At 65.9% G+C, this 15771-nt stretch carries 11 protein-coding genes; 5 read left to right on the forward strand and 6 right to left on the reverse strand.

Features of this window, described 5'->3' with window-relative positions; all coding sequences use genetic code 11:
* Positions 1–172: 172 nt before the first annotated feature.
* Positions 173–1855, reverse strand: coding sequence for an energy-dependent translational throttle protein EttA (gene ettA / locus VF167_17240; GenBank protein HEX6927173.1), 1683 nt, complete (start codon positions 1853–1855; stop codon positions 173–175).
* Between the two features lie 301 nt (positions 1856–2156).
* On the opposite strand from ettA, the gene VF167_17245 reads away from it, so the two are divergent.
* The 5 genes from VF167_17245 to VF167_17265 all read left to right on the forward strand — a co-directional run bounded on the left by VF167_17245 (position 2157) and on the right by VF167_17265 (position 8825).
* On the forward strand, positions 2157–3059 hold the full coding sequence (locus VF167_17245) for a carbon-nitrogen hydrolase (protein HEX6927174.1): 903 nt from the start codon (positions 2157–2159) through the stop codon (positions 3057–3059).
* A complete protein-coding gene (locus VF167_17250) occupies positions 3056–4078 on the forward strand; it encodes an agmatine deiminase family protein (GenBank protein ID HEX6927175.1) in 1023 nt (340 codons plus the stop codon). The genes VF167_17245 and VF167_17250 overlap by 4 nt, the downstream gene beginning before the upstream one ends.
* Positions 4079–4404: 326 nt before the next feature.
* Positions 4405–5793 (forward strand): aminotransferase class V-fold PLP-dependent enzyme, encoded by a 1389-nt coding sequence (locus tag VF167_17255; GenBank protein ID HEX6927176.1) that lies wholly within the window; start codon positions 4405–4407, stop codon positions 5791–5793.
* A gap of 180 nt (positions 5794–5973) precedes the next feature.
* Positions 5974–7428, forward strand: a complete 1455-nt coding sequence (locus VF167_17260; GenBank protein ID HEX6927177.1) for a pitrilysin family protein — start codon at positions 5974–5976, stop codon at positions 7426–7428.
* Complete coding sequence (locus VF167_17265) at positions 7428–8825, forward strand: pitrilysin family protein (protein ID HEX6927178.1); 1398 nt, start codon at positions 7428–7430, stop codon at positions 8823–8825. Before VF167_17260 ends, VF167_17265 begins: the two co-directional genes overlap by 1 nt.
* A gap of 157 nt (positions 8826–8982) precedes the next feature.
* Here VF167_17265 and VF167_17270 read toward each other — a convergent pair whose 3' ends face one another.
* From VF167_17270 to VF167_17290, 5 genes are all read right to left on the reverse strand, one after another.
* On the reverse strand, positions 8983–10227 hold the full coding sequence (locus VF167_17270) for an ABC transporter permease (GenBank protein HEX6927179.1): 1245 nt from the start codon (positions 10225–10227) through the stop codon (positions 8983–8985).
* Positions 10228–10237: 10 nt separating this feature from the next.
* Positions 10238–11473: an ABC transporter permease gene (locus VF167_17275; GenBank protein HEX6927180.1), complete on the reverse strand. Its 1236-nt coding sequence runs from the start codon at positions 11471–11473 to the stop codon at positions 10238–10240.
* Positions 11474–11479: 6 nt separating this feature from the next.
* Positions 11480–12568, reverse strand: a complete 1089-nt coding sequence (locus VF167_17280) for an efflux RND transporter periplasmic adaptor subunit (GenBank protein HEX6927181.1) — start codon at positions 12566–12568, stop codon at positions 11480–11482.
* Positions 12569–12722: 154 nt separating this feature from the next.
* Entirely contained in the window at positions 12723–13352 is a 630-nt protein-coding gene (locus tag VF167_17285; protein ID HEX6927182.1) for a DUF2911 domain-containing protein, read from the reverse strand.
* Between the two features lie 98 nt (positions 13353–13450).
* A complete protein-coding gene (locus VF167_17290; GenBank protein HEX6927183.1) occupies positions 13451–15703 on the reverse strand; it encodes a BamA/TamA family outer membrane protein in 2253 nt (750 codons plus the stop codon).
* Positions 15704–15771 lie beyond the last annotated feature (68 nt).

Genomic DNA, 15771 nt, shown 5'->3' on the forward strand with positions numbered 1-15771 from the left:
CGGCGCCAGGTTTCGGCGCCGGCCCACTTGATTTTCCGGATTTGGTTACTGCCTGCGTCTTCCGACGGATAACGGATAACGGATAACGGATAACGGATAACGGATAACGGATAACGGATAACGGATAACGGATAACGAATAACGAATAACGAATAACGAATAGCCCACGCCATCAGGCGCGAATCAACTTCCGATACTTGATCCGATGCGGCCGCTCGGCCTCGGCGCCAAGCCGCTTCTTGCGATCCGCCTCGTACTCCTGGTAGTTCCCCTCGAACCAGCGCACCTGGCTGTCGCCCTCGAAGGCCAGGATGTGGGTGGCGATCCGGTCCAGGAACCAGCGGTCGTGCGAGATCACCAGGGCGCAGCCGGCGAACTCCAGCAGCGCATCCTCCAGTGCCCGCAAGGTATCCACGTCCAGGTCGTTCGACGGCTCGTCGAGGAGGATCAGGTTCCCGCCCTTCTGGAGCGTCTTGGCCATGTGCACGCGGTTTCGCTCTCCGCCGGAGAGCACCTTGATCAGCTTCTGCTGATCGCTCCCCTTGAAGCCGAACCAGGAGCAGTACGCCCGCGCGTTCACCTCGCCCCGGCCCAGGCGGATTGCGTCGCTCCCGCCGCTGATCTCCTGGTATACCGTCTTCTCCCCATCCAGGGAGTCCCGGCTCTGGTCCACGTAGGCGAGCTCGACCGTGGATCCGATCTTCAGCTCGCCCGAGTCGGGCTTCTCCTGCCCGGTGATCATGCGGAAGAGGGTCGTCTTCCCGGCCCCGTTCGGCCCTACCACGCCAACGATGCCGCCGCGCGGCAGGCTGAAGCTCAGGTTCTCGATGAGCAGCTTGTCGCCGTAGCCCTTGGTGACGTTCTTGGCGATGACCACCTCGTCGCCCAGCCGTGGGCCGTTCGGGATCACGATCTCGGCGCGGCTCAGCTTCTCCCGAGGGTCTTCGTTGAGGAGCTGCTCGTACGCGTTGATGCGTGCCTGCCCCTTGGCGTGGCGCGCCCGCGGCGCCATGCGCACCCACTCCAGCTCGCGCTCCAGCGTGCACTGGCGCGCGGAGGCCTGCTTCTCCTCCCGGCGCAGGCGCTCCTGCTTCTGCTCCAGCCAGGAGGTGTAGTTCCCCTTGAATGGATACCCTTCACCCCGGTCGAGCTCGAGAATCCATTCGGCGACGTTGTCGAGGAAGTAGCGGTCGTGGGTGATGGCGACGATGGTGCCCCGGAACTCTGAAAGATGGTGCTCCAGCCACGCCACCGACTCCGCGTCCAGGTGGTTCGTCGGCTCGTCGAGCAGAAGCAGATCGGGCTCCTCGAGCAGCACGCGGCAGAGGGCCACGCGGCGCTTCTCCCCGCCCGATAGGGTGTCCACCCGTGCATCGGGGGGAGGCAGGCGCAGCGCGTCCATCGCGATCTCGATCTTGCGGTCGAGCTCCCATAGGTTGCCCGCGTCGATCTGGTCCTGGAGGGCCGCCTGTTCCTCGATGAGCCGGTTCATCTCCTCGTCCGAGCTCACCTCGGCGAAGGCCATGCTGACCTCCTCGAAGCGCCGCAGCAGCTCCCGCTGGTACTTGACCGCTTCCTCGACATTGCCCCGCACGTCGAGTGCGGGATCGAGCTCCGGCTCCTGCGGCAGGTATCCGATCTTGATGCCGGCCGCGGGCCAGGCCTCGCCGTTGAAGTCCTTGTCGAGCCCCGCCATGATCTTCAGCAGCGAGCTTTTCCCCGACCCGTTGGGGCCCACTACCCCGATCTTCGCCCCCGGGTAGAACGAGAGCCATATATCCTTGAGGATCACCCGGTTGGGAGGCACCACCTTGGTGAGCCCCTTCATGACGTAGATGAACTCCGGTCCGGCCATGCTCTGCCCTTCCTGAAGACGGTTCTCGGTCGCGCCGGCACCGCCGGACGCGAGGAATCCTCAAGATGTCCGCACCCGACTGGCGAAGCAAGCCGACCCCCCCCGCTTGCTCCACCCGCGGCTTAGAGGCATCATCGGTGGAGCGGTATGCATCTCGCGCCTCGGTACCGACACCAGGGGCCGTCCGCCCGAGTCGGCCCCCGGGGGCGGGCGCGGGCGGGGGAACGACTGCGGTCACTCGGCGTACCTAGCTTCTTCCTTACCCGGTGTTCAGACCGGTCACGGTTCTGGAGGACTCTAGATGAGCAAAGGCCCCTTCACCCTGGGCTTGATCCAGGAGGCGGTGAGCAGTAATCGGCAGGAGCAGCTCGAGGCGTCCATCGCGAACGTGCGCGAGGCGGCTGGGCGGGGTGCACAGATCGTCTGCCTGCAGGAGCTCTTCAACTCCCCCTACTTCTGCAAATCCACGCATGCGGACCGCTTCGACCTGGCGGAGCCCATTCCCGGCCCCACCACCACCCGCATGCAGGAGCTGGCGAAGGAGCTGCAGATCGTCATCATCGTCCCGCTGTTCGAGCGCCAGGGGCCCGGCGTCTATCGGAACTCCGCGGCGATCATCGACGCGGATGGGTCTCTTCTGGGCGTGTACCGGAAGATGCACATCCCCGACGACCCGCTGTACCACGAGAAGTACTACTTCGTACCCGGCGACGCGAACGACGCCACGGGTGGGTTCAAGGTCTGGCATACCCGCTATGCCCGTATCGGCGTGCTCATCTGCTGGGACCAGTGGTACCCTGAGGCCGCGCGGATCACCTCGCTCCTCGGGGCGGAGGTGATCTTCTTCCCCACCGCCATCGGCTGGCACCCTTCCGAGAAGGAGGAGCACGGAACGGCGCAGGTCGAAGCGTGGCGTACCATCCAGCGCAGCCACGCCATCGCCAACGGGGTGTTCACGGCGTCGCCCAACCGGGTCGGACACGAGGACGAGCCCGGGACCGATGGGATCGAGTTCTTCGGGCATTCCTTCGTCTGTGACCCGTTCGGTCGCATTATCGCCGAAGCGGGCACTGAGCCGGAGGTGCTGGTGGTGGAATGCGACCCCGCACTGATCGACGAGACCCGCCGGAACTGGCCGTTCCTCCGCGACCGTCGCATCGACGCCTACGCCCCGATCCTCAACCGCTACCTGGCACAAACGTGAGCATCCGCTGGCCGGCGGAGTGGGAGCCGCACGCCGCCACCTGGATCGCGTGGCCACACCACGAGCCGGACTGGCCCGGGAAGATAGCCGCGATTCCGTGGGTCTACGCCGAGATCGTGCGCGTGCTGGCGGCGTACGAACCGGTCGAGATCCTCTGCCACGACGAGGCAACCTGGGAAAACGCCGCCCGCGCCCTCGCGCTCCACGATGTGCGCGAGAACTTCCGCCTCCACCGGGTGGAGACCGACCGGGTGTGGACGCGCGACTCCGGCGGAAGCGGGGTGGTCACAGAGGAGGGGGTACGGTGGATTCGCTGGCGCTTCAATGCCTGGGCGAAGTACGACAACTATACGCGTGACGAACGGGTGGGCGAACGGATCGCGGAGCTCTCCGGAATTCCGTCGATCGAGGCGCAGCGGCCCGACGGCGCCGGAAGGCTCGTGCTCGAGGGCGGGGCGATCGACACGAACGGGGCGGGGGTGATGCTCACCACGGAGGAGTGTCTCCTCTCACCGATCCAGGAGCGCAACCCCGGCCTCACCCGACAGGGATACGAGGAGGCCTTCGCCCGCTACCTGGGCATCGAGCGCACCATCTGGCTCGGGCGCGGATGCGCTGGCGACGATACGCACGGTCACGTCGACGACATCGCCCGCTTCGTGTCCGAGGATACGGTTGCCCTGGCGTACGAGCCGAACCCCGCGGACGAGAACCACGCCGCCTCAGTAGAGAACGAGGAGCGGTTGCTCAGTGCCGGGATCAACGTGGTCCGGCTGCCCTTTCCGCGCGCCGTGATCATGGACGGCACCCGCCTTCCGGCGAGCTACGCTAACTTCTACATCGCCAACGGCGTGGTCCTGGTACCCACCTTCAACGACCCGCAGGACCGCCACGCCCTGAACATCATCGCCAGCCTCTTCCCGGAACGGGAGGTCGTAGGCATCCACTCCGTGGACCTCGTCTGGGGATTGGGCACGCTGCACTGTCTCACCCAGCAGCAGCCCGCACCGCCGGCCTGACCCGGCCGCCGAGCCGTGCCCTCCGGAACCATCGCCAAATGAGTCGCCATTGCCTGGGGCGCCAGCGGAGGCGGGTGAGAGGGAGCGCCGCGGGAAAAATGTCCATCGCCACGTACCTGCCATCATCCATAGATGCCGTCTCGTCGGAGGCCCGCGTCCGGTAGGTGGCTGGCGTCAAGTAGGTGCCATCGTCACGTAGGTGCCCATCGTCGGGAAGATGTCCATCGTCAATGCCTTCCGACGCCATTAGATTATGACCGCTGGCGCGCCCACTCCTCCCGCCGGAGGCGCTCCATCCGCCGCCGCCCTCACCCCCTGGGGGTATCATGCCCGCCACCCAGCTCTTCGCCCGCATCCGGGCCACCGAGTTCAGCCGGCTCGTTGAGTCCCACCATGCCTACCTCGATCACACCGGTAGCACGCTCTATCCCGAGTCGCTGGTCCGGCGCCACGCCGCACGGCTGGGCAGCGGCATTCTCGGAAATCCGCACTCCGAGAATCCCGCCTCCCTCGACAGCACGGAGGAGATCGAGCTGGCCCGCGACGCCGTCCTCCGTTTCTTCGCCGCGGATCCCACTGAGTACGCCGTCTGCTTCGTCGCGAACGCCACGGCAGCGATCAAGCTGGTCGGGGAGAGCTTCCCCTTCCGGCCTGACTCTCGCTTCGTGCTGAGCGCCGACAACCACAATTCGGTCAACGGCATCCGCGAGTTCGCGGCGCGGCGTGGCGCAGACGTGATCTACCTGCCCCTGACACGCGGGCTCCGCCTGGCGAACCCTCTCGCCTACATACCCGATTGCCGCGGTCGGCCAGCCTCGCTTTTCGCCTATCCCGCCCAGTCGAACTTTTCGGGAGTGGTGCACCCGTTGGAGCTGGTCGACACCGCCCACGCGCGTGGCTACTCGGTCCTGCTCGACGCCGCCGCCTTCGCTCCCACCCACCCTCTTCACCTGGATCGCGTGAAGGCGGATTTCGTGGCGATCTCGTTCTACAAGATGTTCGGTTACCCGACCGGCGTCGGCGCGCTGATTGCCCGACGCGATGCCCTGGAAATGCTCGAGCGGCCGTGGTTCTCGGGAGGCGCGGTGGATTTCGTGTCGGTGGGCGCTGGGATGCACCAGCTGCGCAACGGCGAGCCCGGGTTCGAGGACGGCACGCCGAACTTCCTGGGCCTCGGCGCAGTGGCCGATGGCCTCACTTTCCTATCGGAGATCGGCGTCGAGGCAATCGAAGCACACGTGCTCGGCCTCTGCGCACGTATGCTGGAGGGTCTCACGGCCATCCGATATCCGAACGGGTCTCCGGCGGTGCGCATCTATGGCCCGACATCGCTCCAGGCACGAGGGGCGACAGTAGCGTTCAACCTGCTCGATCCCGACGGAGACGTGGTTCCGTACGAGACACTGGTGGAAGCGGCAGGCGCAGAGGGGATCTCTCTCCGCGGGGGCTGCTTCTGTAACCCAGGCGCATCCGAGGCCGCCTTTGCCTACGACGCGGTGCGGCTGCGGGCGTGCCTCGAGCAACTCGGAAAGGCTTTCACCCACCGGGGCCTCTCCGAGTGTATGGGCGGGGCGCCGGTCGGAGCCGTCCGCGCCTCGCTCGGCCTCTCCAGCAACGAGGAGGATGTCGATCGGCTGCTGATCCTGCTGCGTCGAATCAGCGAAGATCGGATCGCCCGTACGCCCCTACGCCTCAGCGGAGACGCCGTTGCCTGACGCCGGCTTCTCCGCTCACACCATCGATTGTGGCGGTCACCCCGAAGACTCCGACGATTGCCCTCCCTGGCCTGTTGCGTGCAGAGGAGCAGCGCCGCAAATCTCTGCAGTCGGTCGCCCTACGGAGATCTCCGATCAACAGGGCATCCATCCTCCCGTTCCCTCCGAGGAGCTCAGCGGATGACACCATTAGCGCGTCCGGTACTCACCGTCGCACTGGCCTCGCTCACCTGCGCCTGCGCTTCGACAGCGGCGCGTCAGGCCCCCGCTTCGCCCGGGGAGCCGGCAGCACAGGAAGCGCCCACCGCAGCGCAGCAAGCGCCGACCGCGGCGCCGTTCCAGATCCCGGTCGACTATTACAAGCTCGACAACGGACTCCGGGTTGTCCTGTCGCGGGACACGACTGCCCCGAAAGTCGTTGTGGGCGTGTACTACAACATCGGATTCCGGATCGAACCCCGGGACCGTACCGGCTTCGCCCATCTCTTCGAGCACCTGATGTTCCAAGGCTCGGAAAACCTGGGGAAGATGGAGTTCATCCGGCTGGTGCAGAGCAACGGCGGAGTGCTCAACGGATCGACCCGGTTCGATTTCACCAACTACTTCGAGATCGTCCCCTCGCACACCCTCGAGACTGTGTTGTGGGCGGAAGCGGATCGCATGCGCGGGCTCGACATCACCGAGGAGAACCTGGAGAACCAGAAAGGGGTGGTGACGAACGAGGTGCTCGTGAACGTCATCAACCAGCCCTACGGCGGATTCCCCTGGCTGGACCTTCCCCAGCACGCCAACACGAACTGGTACAACGCCCACAACTTCTACGGTGAGCTGGAAGACCTGCAGGCGGCCACCCTGGAAGACGCCCGCAGCTTCTTCGAGACCTACTACGCCCCCAACAACGCCGCCTTGGTGGTCGTCGGGAATTTCGATCCCGAGCAGACCCGACGCTGGATCGAGCAGTACTTCGCCGACATCCCGGCCGCGCCCCCGGCGGAAATGCCCGACATTTCCGAGCCGCGGCAGACCGAGGAGAAGCGCGCCTCCCGCACTGACGAGAAGGCAACCCGGCCGGCGCTCGCCCTCGGATACCATGCACCTCCGCGCAACACGCCGGAGTACTTCGCCTTCGGGGTCCTGAACGAGATCCTCACCCAGGGACGGGACAGCCGCCTCTACCAGGCGCTCGTCCAGGAGCGCGGTCTGACCGGTGACGTCAGCGGTGGGATAAACCTCCTGGGCAACATGTTCAACATCAACGGCCCCACGTTGATGACGATCTACCTCTTCCACGACCAGAACGTCGAGGCGGATTCCATCGTGGCGGTAATCGACGAGGTGATCGACGAGTTGATGACGACTCCGCTCAGCCAGGAGGAACTGGACGAAGCGCTGGTGCAGGTCCGCTCCGCCCTCTACGACGAGGTGGAATCGATGTTCGGCTTCGGCCGAGCGGATCTGCTCGCCTCCTTCGCCCTCTTCGACGACGATCCGTCGCGCATCAATCGGCTGGAGGAGGAGTTCCGCAGCGTGACCCCCGAGCTGCTCCAGCGCACCGCACAGGAATACCTGCGACCGACCAATCGAACGATCCTGACCATCGAGCCCGGGGCTGCTCCCGGCCAGGAGGGACAGTGATGCGCATCCATTCGGTTCGCCCAGCCCTCGCGCTCGCTGCCGTCGCTTCCATCGCTGTCGTCAGCGTGCCGGCCAGGGCGCAGCAGGCTCCCCCGACGCCCGGCACCCCGCGACCCTTCTCCGTTCCGGCCGCGCGCGAGTTTTCCCTCTCCAACGGGATGAAGGTGACCCTGGTGCCGTACGGAGAGGTCCCCAAGGCGCAGGTGCAGCTCATCGTCCGGGTCGGCAACGTGGACGAAGGGGCCGATGAAGTCTGGCTGGCCGACGTCACGGGCGACCTGATGCAGGAAGGAACCACGAACCGCTCCGCCGAGCAGATCGCCCGCGACGCCGCTTCGATGGGTGGCTCGATCGGGATCGGCGTTTCGTCGGCGCTCACCAACATCTCGGGCGATGCGCTGTCCGAGTTCGTGCCGCAGATGGTGGAGCTGATTGCCGACATTGCGCAGAACCCCTCCTTCCCGGCCGAGGCTCTCGAGCGGATTCGGGCCGACCGGCTGCGCCAGCTCTCCATCCAGCTCAGCCAGCCGCAAGCGCAGGCGCTCAGGAAGTTCGTGTCCGTGCTCTACCCGTCGCACCCGTACGGACGGCCCTTCCCCACTCCGGAGATGCTCCAGGGGTTCACCGCAGAGCAGGTGCGTGCGTTTTACCAGGAGAATTTCTCCGCCGCGCGCGCGCACCTCTACGTCGCCGGGCGCTTTGACGAGGTGGCTACCGAACAGGCGATTCGGGCCGCCTTCGAGGGATGGGAGGCAGGGAGTGAGTCGATGCCGAGCATTCCCTCACCGGAGAGCGGTCGCGCGGTCTACCTCGTCGACTCGCCGGGTGCGGTGCAGTCCACCATCTACCTCGGACTGCCGGTGATCGACCCGTCCAACCCCGATTACATCCCGCTGCAGGTTACGAACGCACTTCTGGGCGGCTCCTTCGCCTCGCGAATCACCAGCAACATTCGCGAGCAGAAGGGCTACACCTACTCGCCGTTCAGCACGCTGTCCTCGCGCTACCGGGATGCCTACTGGGCGGAGATCGCCGACGTCACGACCGACGTGACCGGGCCGGCATTGACGGAGATCTTTTTCGAGATCGACCGGCTGCGGGGAGAGCCTCCATCGGAAGAGGAGCTGCGCGGCATCCAGAACTACCTGGCTGGCACCTTCGTCCTGCAGAACTCCTCACGCGGCGGGATCATCTCGCAGCTCTCCTTCATCAACCTGCACGGCCTCGGCCGCGACTGGCTGGAGAGCTACGTGCCGCGGGTCTATGAGGTCACACCTGCGGAGGTGATGCACATTGCCCGCACGTACCTCGATCCCTCACGCATGACGATCGTGGTGGTCGGAGACCGGTCAAAGATCGAAGACCAGCTGAGGGAGTTCGGAGAGATTCGCGAATGAAGTGAGGAGAAGGAAAGCATCGGACGAGGCCTCGGCTCGGGCTTGCCGCCACAGAACGTCCGGGAGAGCCTCGGGTTTCCGGCTTCCGCGGGCGGAGTATGCTCCGACCGACGCCTCGTCCGTGCTGGATTCGCGAGTCGCCGATACCGGCGGGCGCTCACTCGTAGCGCAGCGCCTCGACCGGATCCACCGTGGCCGCGCGGCGAGCCGGAAGGACTCCGGCAAAGATGCCGATGGCGGTGAGGATCCCCACCGTCCCCAGGCCAATCCACCAGGATAGCTGTGGGTTGGCGATGAACGTCATTGCCGTGTTGGCGTCCGGTATGCTGGCCACGGCCACGACCAGCGTCGCCGCCAGCCCTAGTCCAATCAACCCTCCGGTCATCGCCAGCAGCGTTGCCTCGGCCACGAACTGGGTGACGATGTGCTTCCGCCGGGCACCCAGCGCGCGCTTGATCCCGATTTCCCGAGTGCGCTCGCGCACCACTACGTACATCACGTTCGCCAGCCCGATCCCCGCTACCGTCAGCGTCAGCGCCCCCACCACGCCAAGGAAGATCTGAATCCCCACCGCGATCAGGCGAGACATGCGCAGGTTCTCGATGAAATCCCAGATCCCTAGCGCCCCCTCGTCGTCGGGGTCGAACTGGTAGCGGGCACCCAGCACCTCATAGATCCGTCGCTTCACGTACTCCGCCTGGGTCGCGTCACGCGGGCGAACGATCAGCGAGCTCACGGTGGTGCGACCGTACAGCGCCGCCATGGTCGACGAAGGGATGATGATTCGATCCGCGTCGGGGCCATTGTTCATCGAGGTCTGAAACTTGGGAACCATCGTCCCGACCACGGTGAACGGAACCCCATCCACGAAGAGGGTCTGCCCCACCGCACTGGTGTCCGGGAAGAGCCGCTTCGCGATGGAGTCCCCGAGGAAAGCGACCCGGCGGCGCTGCAGGACGTCCTGCGCGTTGAGGAAGCGGCCTCCAGCGGCCGGGTACATGTTCCGCAGGATGCTGAAGCTCGGATCCACCCCCTCCATCATCGTCGTCGTCTGGATCGATCCCGCACGCAGCACTGCTCCCCACTTCCCGTAGCTAGGACTGACCAGGTCGATCTCGGGGATGTTGTCCTTCAGCAGCTTCAGATCCTCCTCATGGAGCGGATTGTACCGGCCCGTAGGCAGCCCCTGATAAGGCCGGGTCGTGGTGCCGCCATAGATGATGAAGATCTGCTCGCCCGCGCCGAGCTGGCCGTTGAGGATCGCGTGCTTCAACCCCTCCCCGAACGAGAGCAGCAGGACGATCGAGAGGGTACCCCACCCCACGGCGAAGATGGTGAGGAAGGCACGGGTCTTCTGCGTCTTCAGGTCACCGACGAAGTCCTGCAGCAGATTCTTCCACATCGGTGAATCCTCAGGTCCCGTAACGCAGACTCTCCACGGGGTCCAGGTTCGCCGCGCGGCGAGCCGGGAAGAGACCGGAGAAGAAGGCGACGATCGCCAGTAGCGTCAGCGTAACGCCCACCACCATCGGCGACATCTCCGGCGTGCCCACCTCTTCCTGGATGGGTAGCAGGCCCGCGACCTTGACCATGGCGATGGAGATGATGAGCCCGATGGTGGCGCCGATGGCCACGATCATCGTCGTCTCCAGAAAGATCTGTCCGAGGATGTCGCTCCGCCGGGCCCCCAGTGCTCGCTTGATACCGATTTCCCGGGTTCGCTCACGCACGACGATGTACATGATGTTGGCGACCCCCACGCCGCCCACGATCAGGGTGAAGCTCCCCACCACACCCAGAAAGAGATTGAAGCCGAGGAACAGGTAGTTGAACATTTTCATGTTCTCAGCCGTGTCCCAGACGTAAACCGCATCCCGATCGGCGGGATCGTAGCTGTGGCGGTTCGCGAGCACCTGGGTCGCCGCAGCGCGCACCTCCCCGGCTTGCGTGGGATCCGCGGGCTGGTAGAGGATTCGCGACACGTACCGGTCGCCGAACATGGAGGTGTAGGTCGTCGACGGAATGAAGAGCCGGTCCTTGTCCTGCGACTGGTAGGACGAGTTCTGCGTCTTAGGCTGCATCACCCCCACGACGATGAACGGCGTATCGCGGATGTAGATGGTCTCACCGATCGGGTCGGCGCCGGCGAACAGGAGGTTGGCCAGCTCGTCGCCGATGAAAGCGACGCGCCGGCGCCGCTCCATGTCTCGCTGGTTGAAGAAGCGCCCACCCGGAGCCGCGAAGACGTTGCGCATCCCGGCGTACTCGGGATAGACGCCGGAAACGAACGGGTTTGCGACCTGCCGACCACGACGCACCGGCGTCCAGTCGCCGTATTCAGGGCTCACACGCAGGATCCCCGGTACCTCCGATCGCAATGCCGCCACGTCCCCCTCGTCGAGGCGTATCTGCCGTCCCTCGGTAAATCCCTGGTAGGGCAGTGTGGTCACCCCTGGCGTCAGGATAACGACGTACTCGCCGATCCCACGTGCATTCCGCTTCATCTGCTTCGCCAGCCCCGTCCCGAAGGCGAGGAGGACCACCACCGCCACCGTTCCCCAGGTGATCCCCATGATGGTCAGGCTGGTTCTCAGCTTCTGCCGCTGCAGGTCCACGAGGAACTCGCGGACGACGGTGAGCCCGGGCATGGGATATCAGTCGATGGTCTGGGTAGGCTTCTCCAGCACCTGCTCGCCCTCGCTCAGGCCCTCCAGCACCTCGACCTGCATGGCGTCGCTCAGCCCGGTCCGAATCGCGCGACGCTCCGTCGTGCCATCAGGGCGGCGCACCGTCACCCACGCTCCGCCGTCCTCGAAAGTGACGAGCCGCTCGGGAATCGCCAGAACGTTCTTGCGCTCGTTGATGATGACCTCGGCATTGGCCGACAGTCCGGCACGCAGCTTAACGTCGGGGGCCGCGTCGAGCTCGATCTCCACCGGGAAGCTGGTGGCGTTTTCCTCCTTGGTCGCCTTCAGAGAGATGCGCGCGACGCGACCGGTCACCTTCGCGTCGGGGAGCGCCCCGATCTTCACCTGAACCGGCATGCCCTCCTTCAGCCGTCCGACGTCGATCTCGTCCACAGTGCCGCGGAAGACCAGGTGCTCCATGTCTGCCATGGTCATCAGGACCGTCCCCTCCTGGTAGGAGGTAAGGGGGACGACCGGATCGCCCGGCTCAACGGTGCGATCCAGGATGTAACCGCTGATCGGGGCGCGCACGACTGACTCGACGTTGGAATCCTCGATGCGGCCGCTCTTCAGCAGCTCCAGGCGCTCACGCGCGGTGCGCACCTCCAGCTCGGCCTGCTCGAACTGTCGCTGCGCCACCTCGAACTCCTGCTGGGAGATCAAGCCGCGCTCTGCCAGTGCCCGCTGACGCTCGGCTTCCCGCCGATAATTCTCGAGCTGCAGCTCCTGCATCTCGAGGGCGCGCTGGGTCTCCACCATCTCGAGCGGAGTCGGATCCGGCCGGATCTCCAGCAGGGGATCACCGGCGGCCACGAAGTCACCCTCCTCCGCGTAGGCCCTTCCCACCACCCCCGACACCTTCGACTTGACGCTGACCTCCACGTCCGGCTCGATCGTGCCCACAGCCAGCGCCTTGTCGACGACGTCGGCACGTGACACCACTACCGCCGCGACTCCTTCGTCGTCGGCCCCGCGGGCACTGGACACTGCCAGACCGCCCGCGACGAGAACAAGGATACCCGCGGTTCCGAGTATGAACCGGTTGCGCTTCTTCATGGAAAACTCCGGAATGCCAGGTGCGGAGCTGTGAGGTAGGTCTGGAGAGCCTCGACGGCTATGTCAGGCGCTTGCCGCCCGGACTACGGGGGGAGAGGAGGGAAAGTTTCGGAAGGAAGGGCCCCCGAGAAGGGGCCCCGATCGTACCGCCGCCTCAGGTTCGCTGCACGGGGATCCTCACGCGGGTAGTCTCCCACTCGAGCACGAGGTCCACCGCATCCTCTCCCTGCGGCTCCGCGCGGATGACGAAGGTCTCCACCGGCGCGTCAATCTGCTCGGAGGGAACGGTCGCCCGACCAACCTCTTGCGCGCGAACTTCTTCCGTGTACTGGTTCTCGATCCCCCACTGAGACGTGGAGGCGTTGACGATCACCGTCCACTCTTGCTCGCCCGGAACGGTATAGAGCGAATACGAGCCCGGCTCCACCTGGATGCCTGCAATGGTCGCGGCGACCGGCAGATGGATGGTGGTCGGCTCGTTGGCACCCGTACGCCATAGCTGGCCATAGGGAACGAGGCCCCCGAAGATCGTGCGTCCACGCATGGACGGACGTCCGTAGCACACCAGTGACCTTTGCCCGCCCAGCGTGAAGGCAGTGGAATCGTAGGGGCTGGGCCGCCCTTCCACCGGCATGTTCGGCGAAGGAGTGCAGGCCACAGCGACCTGCTGAACCGAGTCGGCGTTCGCGGAACTGGACGATCCCTGGCCGTCACTTGCAGGTGAGGGGGCGCAGGCGACCAGCGTCAGCATGACTCCGGCGACAGTCAACCGGGATTCGAGCATCGGTTCCTCCTTTGGGAGATGGCGGCAGGCTGAATTCAGGCTCGACAATCTACGTACGAAGCCCCGGAAGTCCAGCGGAATCGCCGCCGAACGCAGCCTCAGAGACCCGCGTCCACCTGAACCTCGAATCGCCACCCTTCACTCCCCTGCACTTCCCGTAGCGCCCGCGCGAGATCGAAGCGCAGGATTCCGTCGAGGAAGCTCACGCCCACGCCGGCGGAGAGGAGGATCGGGTCCAGCTCCACGTCCGCCGCGTCGCCAGCCCAGCCCGCGTCGCTGAAGAGGACCACGCGCGCACCCGGCGCGGAGGTGGCGATCTCTGCCCGCGCGGTCCAGAACGACTCCCCGATGGCCGCGCTGCCCTGGTAGCCCCGGACCGTCCGGCCGCCGCCGAGGAAGTAGTGGCTCTGCACCGGCGCCGTACCGAAGGTCGTGCCCCCGTCCAGCTCGAGCCCTCCCAGCAGATCGAACGGAAGAGGGGCGGCGCCACGCAGGGTCAGCTGCGGCTGGGCGAAGCTGAAGCTCCCGGTGGAGCCGAGAAGAGAAGCCGTAGCCTGACCGCGCCATCCGGCCGGATCGGCGCCGATGCTCCCGGTCAGCGCCAGTTGCCCGCCGACCTGTTCCGCCTCCTCCGCCGTGAAGTTGGGACGGAAATCCTGCTCTCCGAACGTGTTAGGCAGGTTGAAGTCGGTATGTTTCTCGGCCGGGCGCTGCAGCTCGCCGAAGAGCCGCCATTGCAGACCGTCGGCCGTGCGCGCCGGCTCGCGGGTCACCTCCACGCCCCAGGATCGGTAGTAATCGCCGTCATCGCGTCCCAGGAAGAAGGCCGCCAGGGAGCTGCCGAAACCCATCATCCCTTCACCGGGGCCGACCGCGTCCAGCCTCCGGTAGGCGGCGAGCCGCTGTCTCGACAGCGCCGTGTTCCGCGTAGCCGCGACCTCGAAGTTGGGCGCGAGGTCGGCCAGACCCAGACGAACCGTGGCGTCCAGCGAAGCCACGCCCATCTCCATGTTGGCGGCAGCGCCCAGCGAGAGCCCCTCCACGCGATTGTAGCGAACCAGATCGAAGCCCTGCAGCCCTGCGCGCCAGGTGATCGGGGCGAGCGCCAGCGGAGGGCTTGCGATATCCTGCACGCGCGAAAGGAGCTCCTCCATCTCCCGGTCGGTGACAATCGGATCCTCGGCCGAGAAGATCGAGGGAGGCAGCAAGGCGCTGGCCACCAGCTCCGTGGAGTCGACCGCCGCACGGGTGACCACCACCTGGCAACGGTCCCCAGCGCACTCACATCCGATCCGGACGATCCCCGGGCCGGACGAGTCCCTATCCTCGCGCCTGACTTCCGCCCGGCGCCGGCGCTCCTCCCTTTCCCAGGACTCCTCGCCGGCGTCGCCACCACCCCCGCATAGGCTATCGGGTGGCAGCGCGGGCAGCTCTGGCAAAGGCACGTCCGCAGGCAGGGCTGCGATTTCGTAAGAGTCGTACTTCCGCTCCATCCGCAGACCAACCTTCAAGAGGTTGGCCGCTTCACCCTCCCCTTCGAGCGCAATCAACCTGGGCAGCCACCACTGTTGGTCCCAGAGCCCGTACTCGATGGTGATGAACCGAAGGTCGCCCCGAAGAGGCCGCAGGATGCGTGGTACCTCGTCATCGTCATCATCCGGCTCGTTGTCATCGTCCGCGAGGTGCCGCGCGTCGCGGTCGTAGTCGAAGGGACGGGCCATACGTAGGATCGCCCGTACGACCGCGTAGTTGCGATCCTCGAGCCAGAGCGAACCGCGCACCAGAAACGGCTCGCTCCGACGCGGAAGCACCTCCAGCTCCAGCAGACGGATCACGGTCCCGTCCGGCAGGCGCATGGTGGTCGTCTCGCCGGAGCGAAAGCGGTAGTGCCGTTCGCTACCCTGTGCTAGAGGGTGATGGAGGAAGCTGGAGTCCTCGAGACTCATTCCATCGCCGAGTGCGAGGGCGAGGCGGTCGGCGGTCGGGTCGAAGAAGGTACCGCCGCAGTCGTCGTCGCCTGCGCGTACCTCCCTGCTGAACATCGGAACCGCTTCGCGCGCGCCGAGCAGATCGATCCGGATGGTATCGCCGCGGACCCACTCGACGCGGCTGGCGGCCTCGCACCGGTAGAGTGTCCGGTTGCGACGCAGGGCGTGGAGGCCGATCGAGATCCGGCTACGAGCCACCGTGGTGTACCGCTCGATCCGCCCCTCGACCGCCGAACGACGATTGCGCGCCCTCTCCACCAGCTGCCGGGCGCCGTCGTCTAGATAGGCGTCGGCCGGAGCGGCCTGGGCGGACGACGTACCGAGCTGGAATGCAAGCAGTGCGATGGAAAGAACGGAAGGCATGCTGGAGGCCCGTTAAGGTTCGATCAAGCCTCTACGCAGCCGGCGACCGGGGGGGTTCCAGCGGTGAC

It is taken from the genome of Longimicrobiaceae bacterium, assembly GCA_036375715.1.
Classification (GTDB): Bacteria; Gemmatimonadota; Gemmatimonadetes; order Longimicrobiales; family Longimicrobiaceae; genus DASVBS01.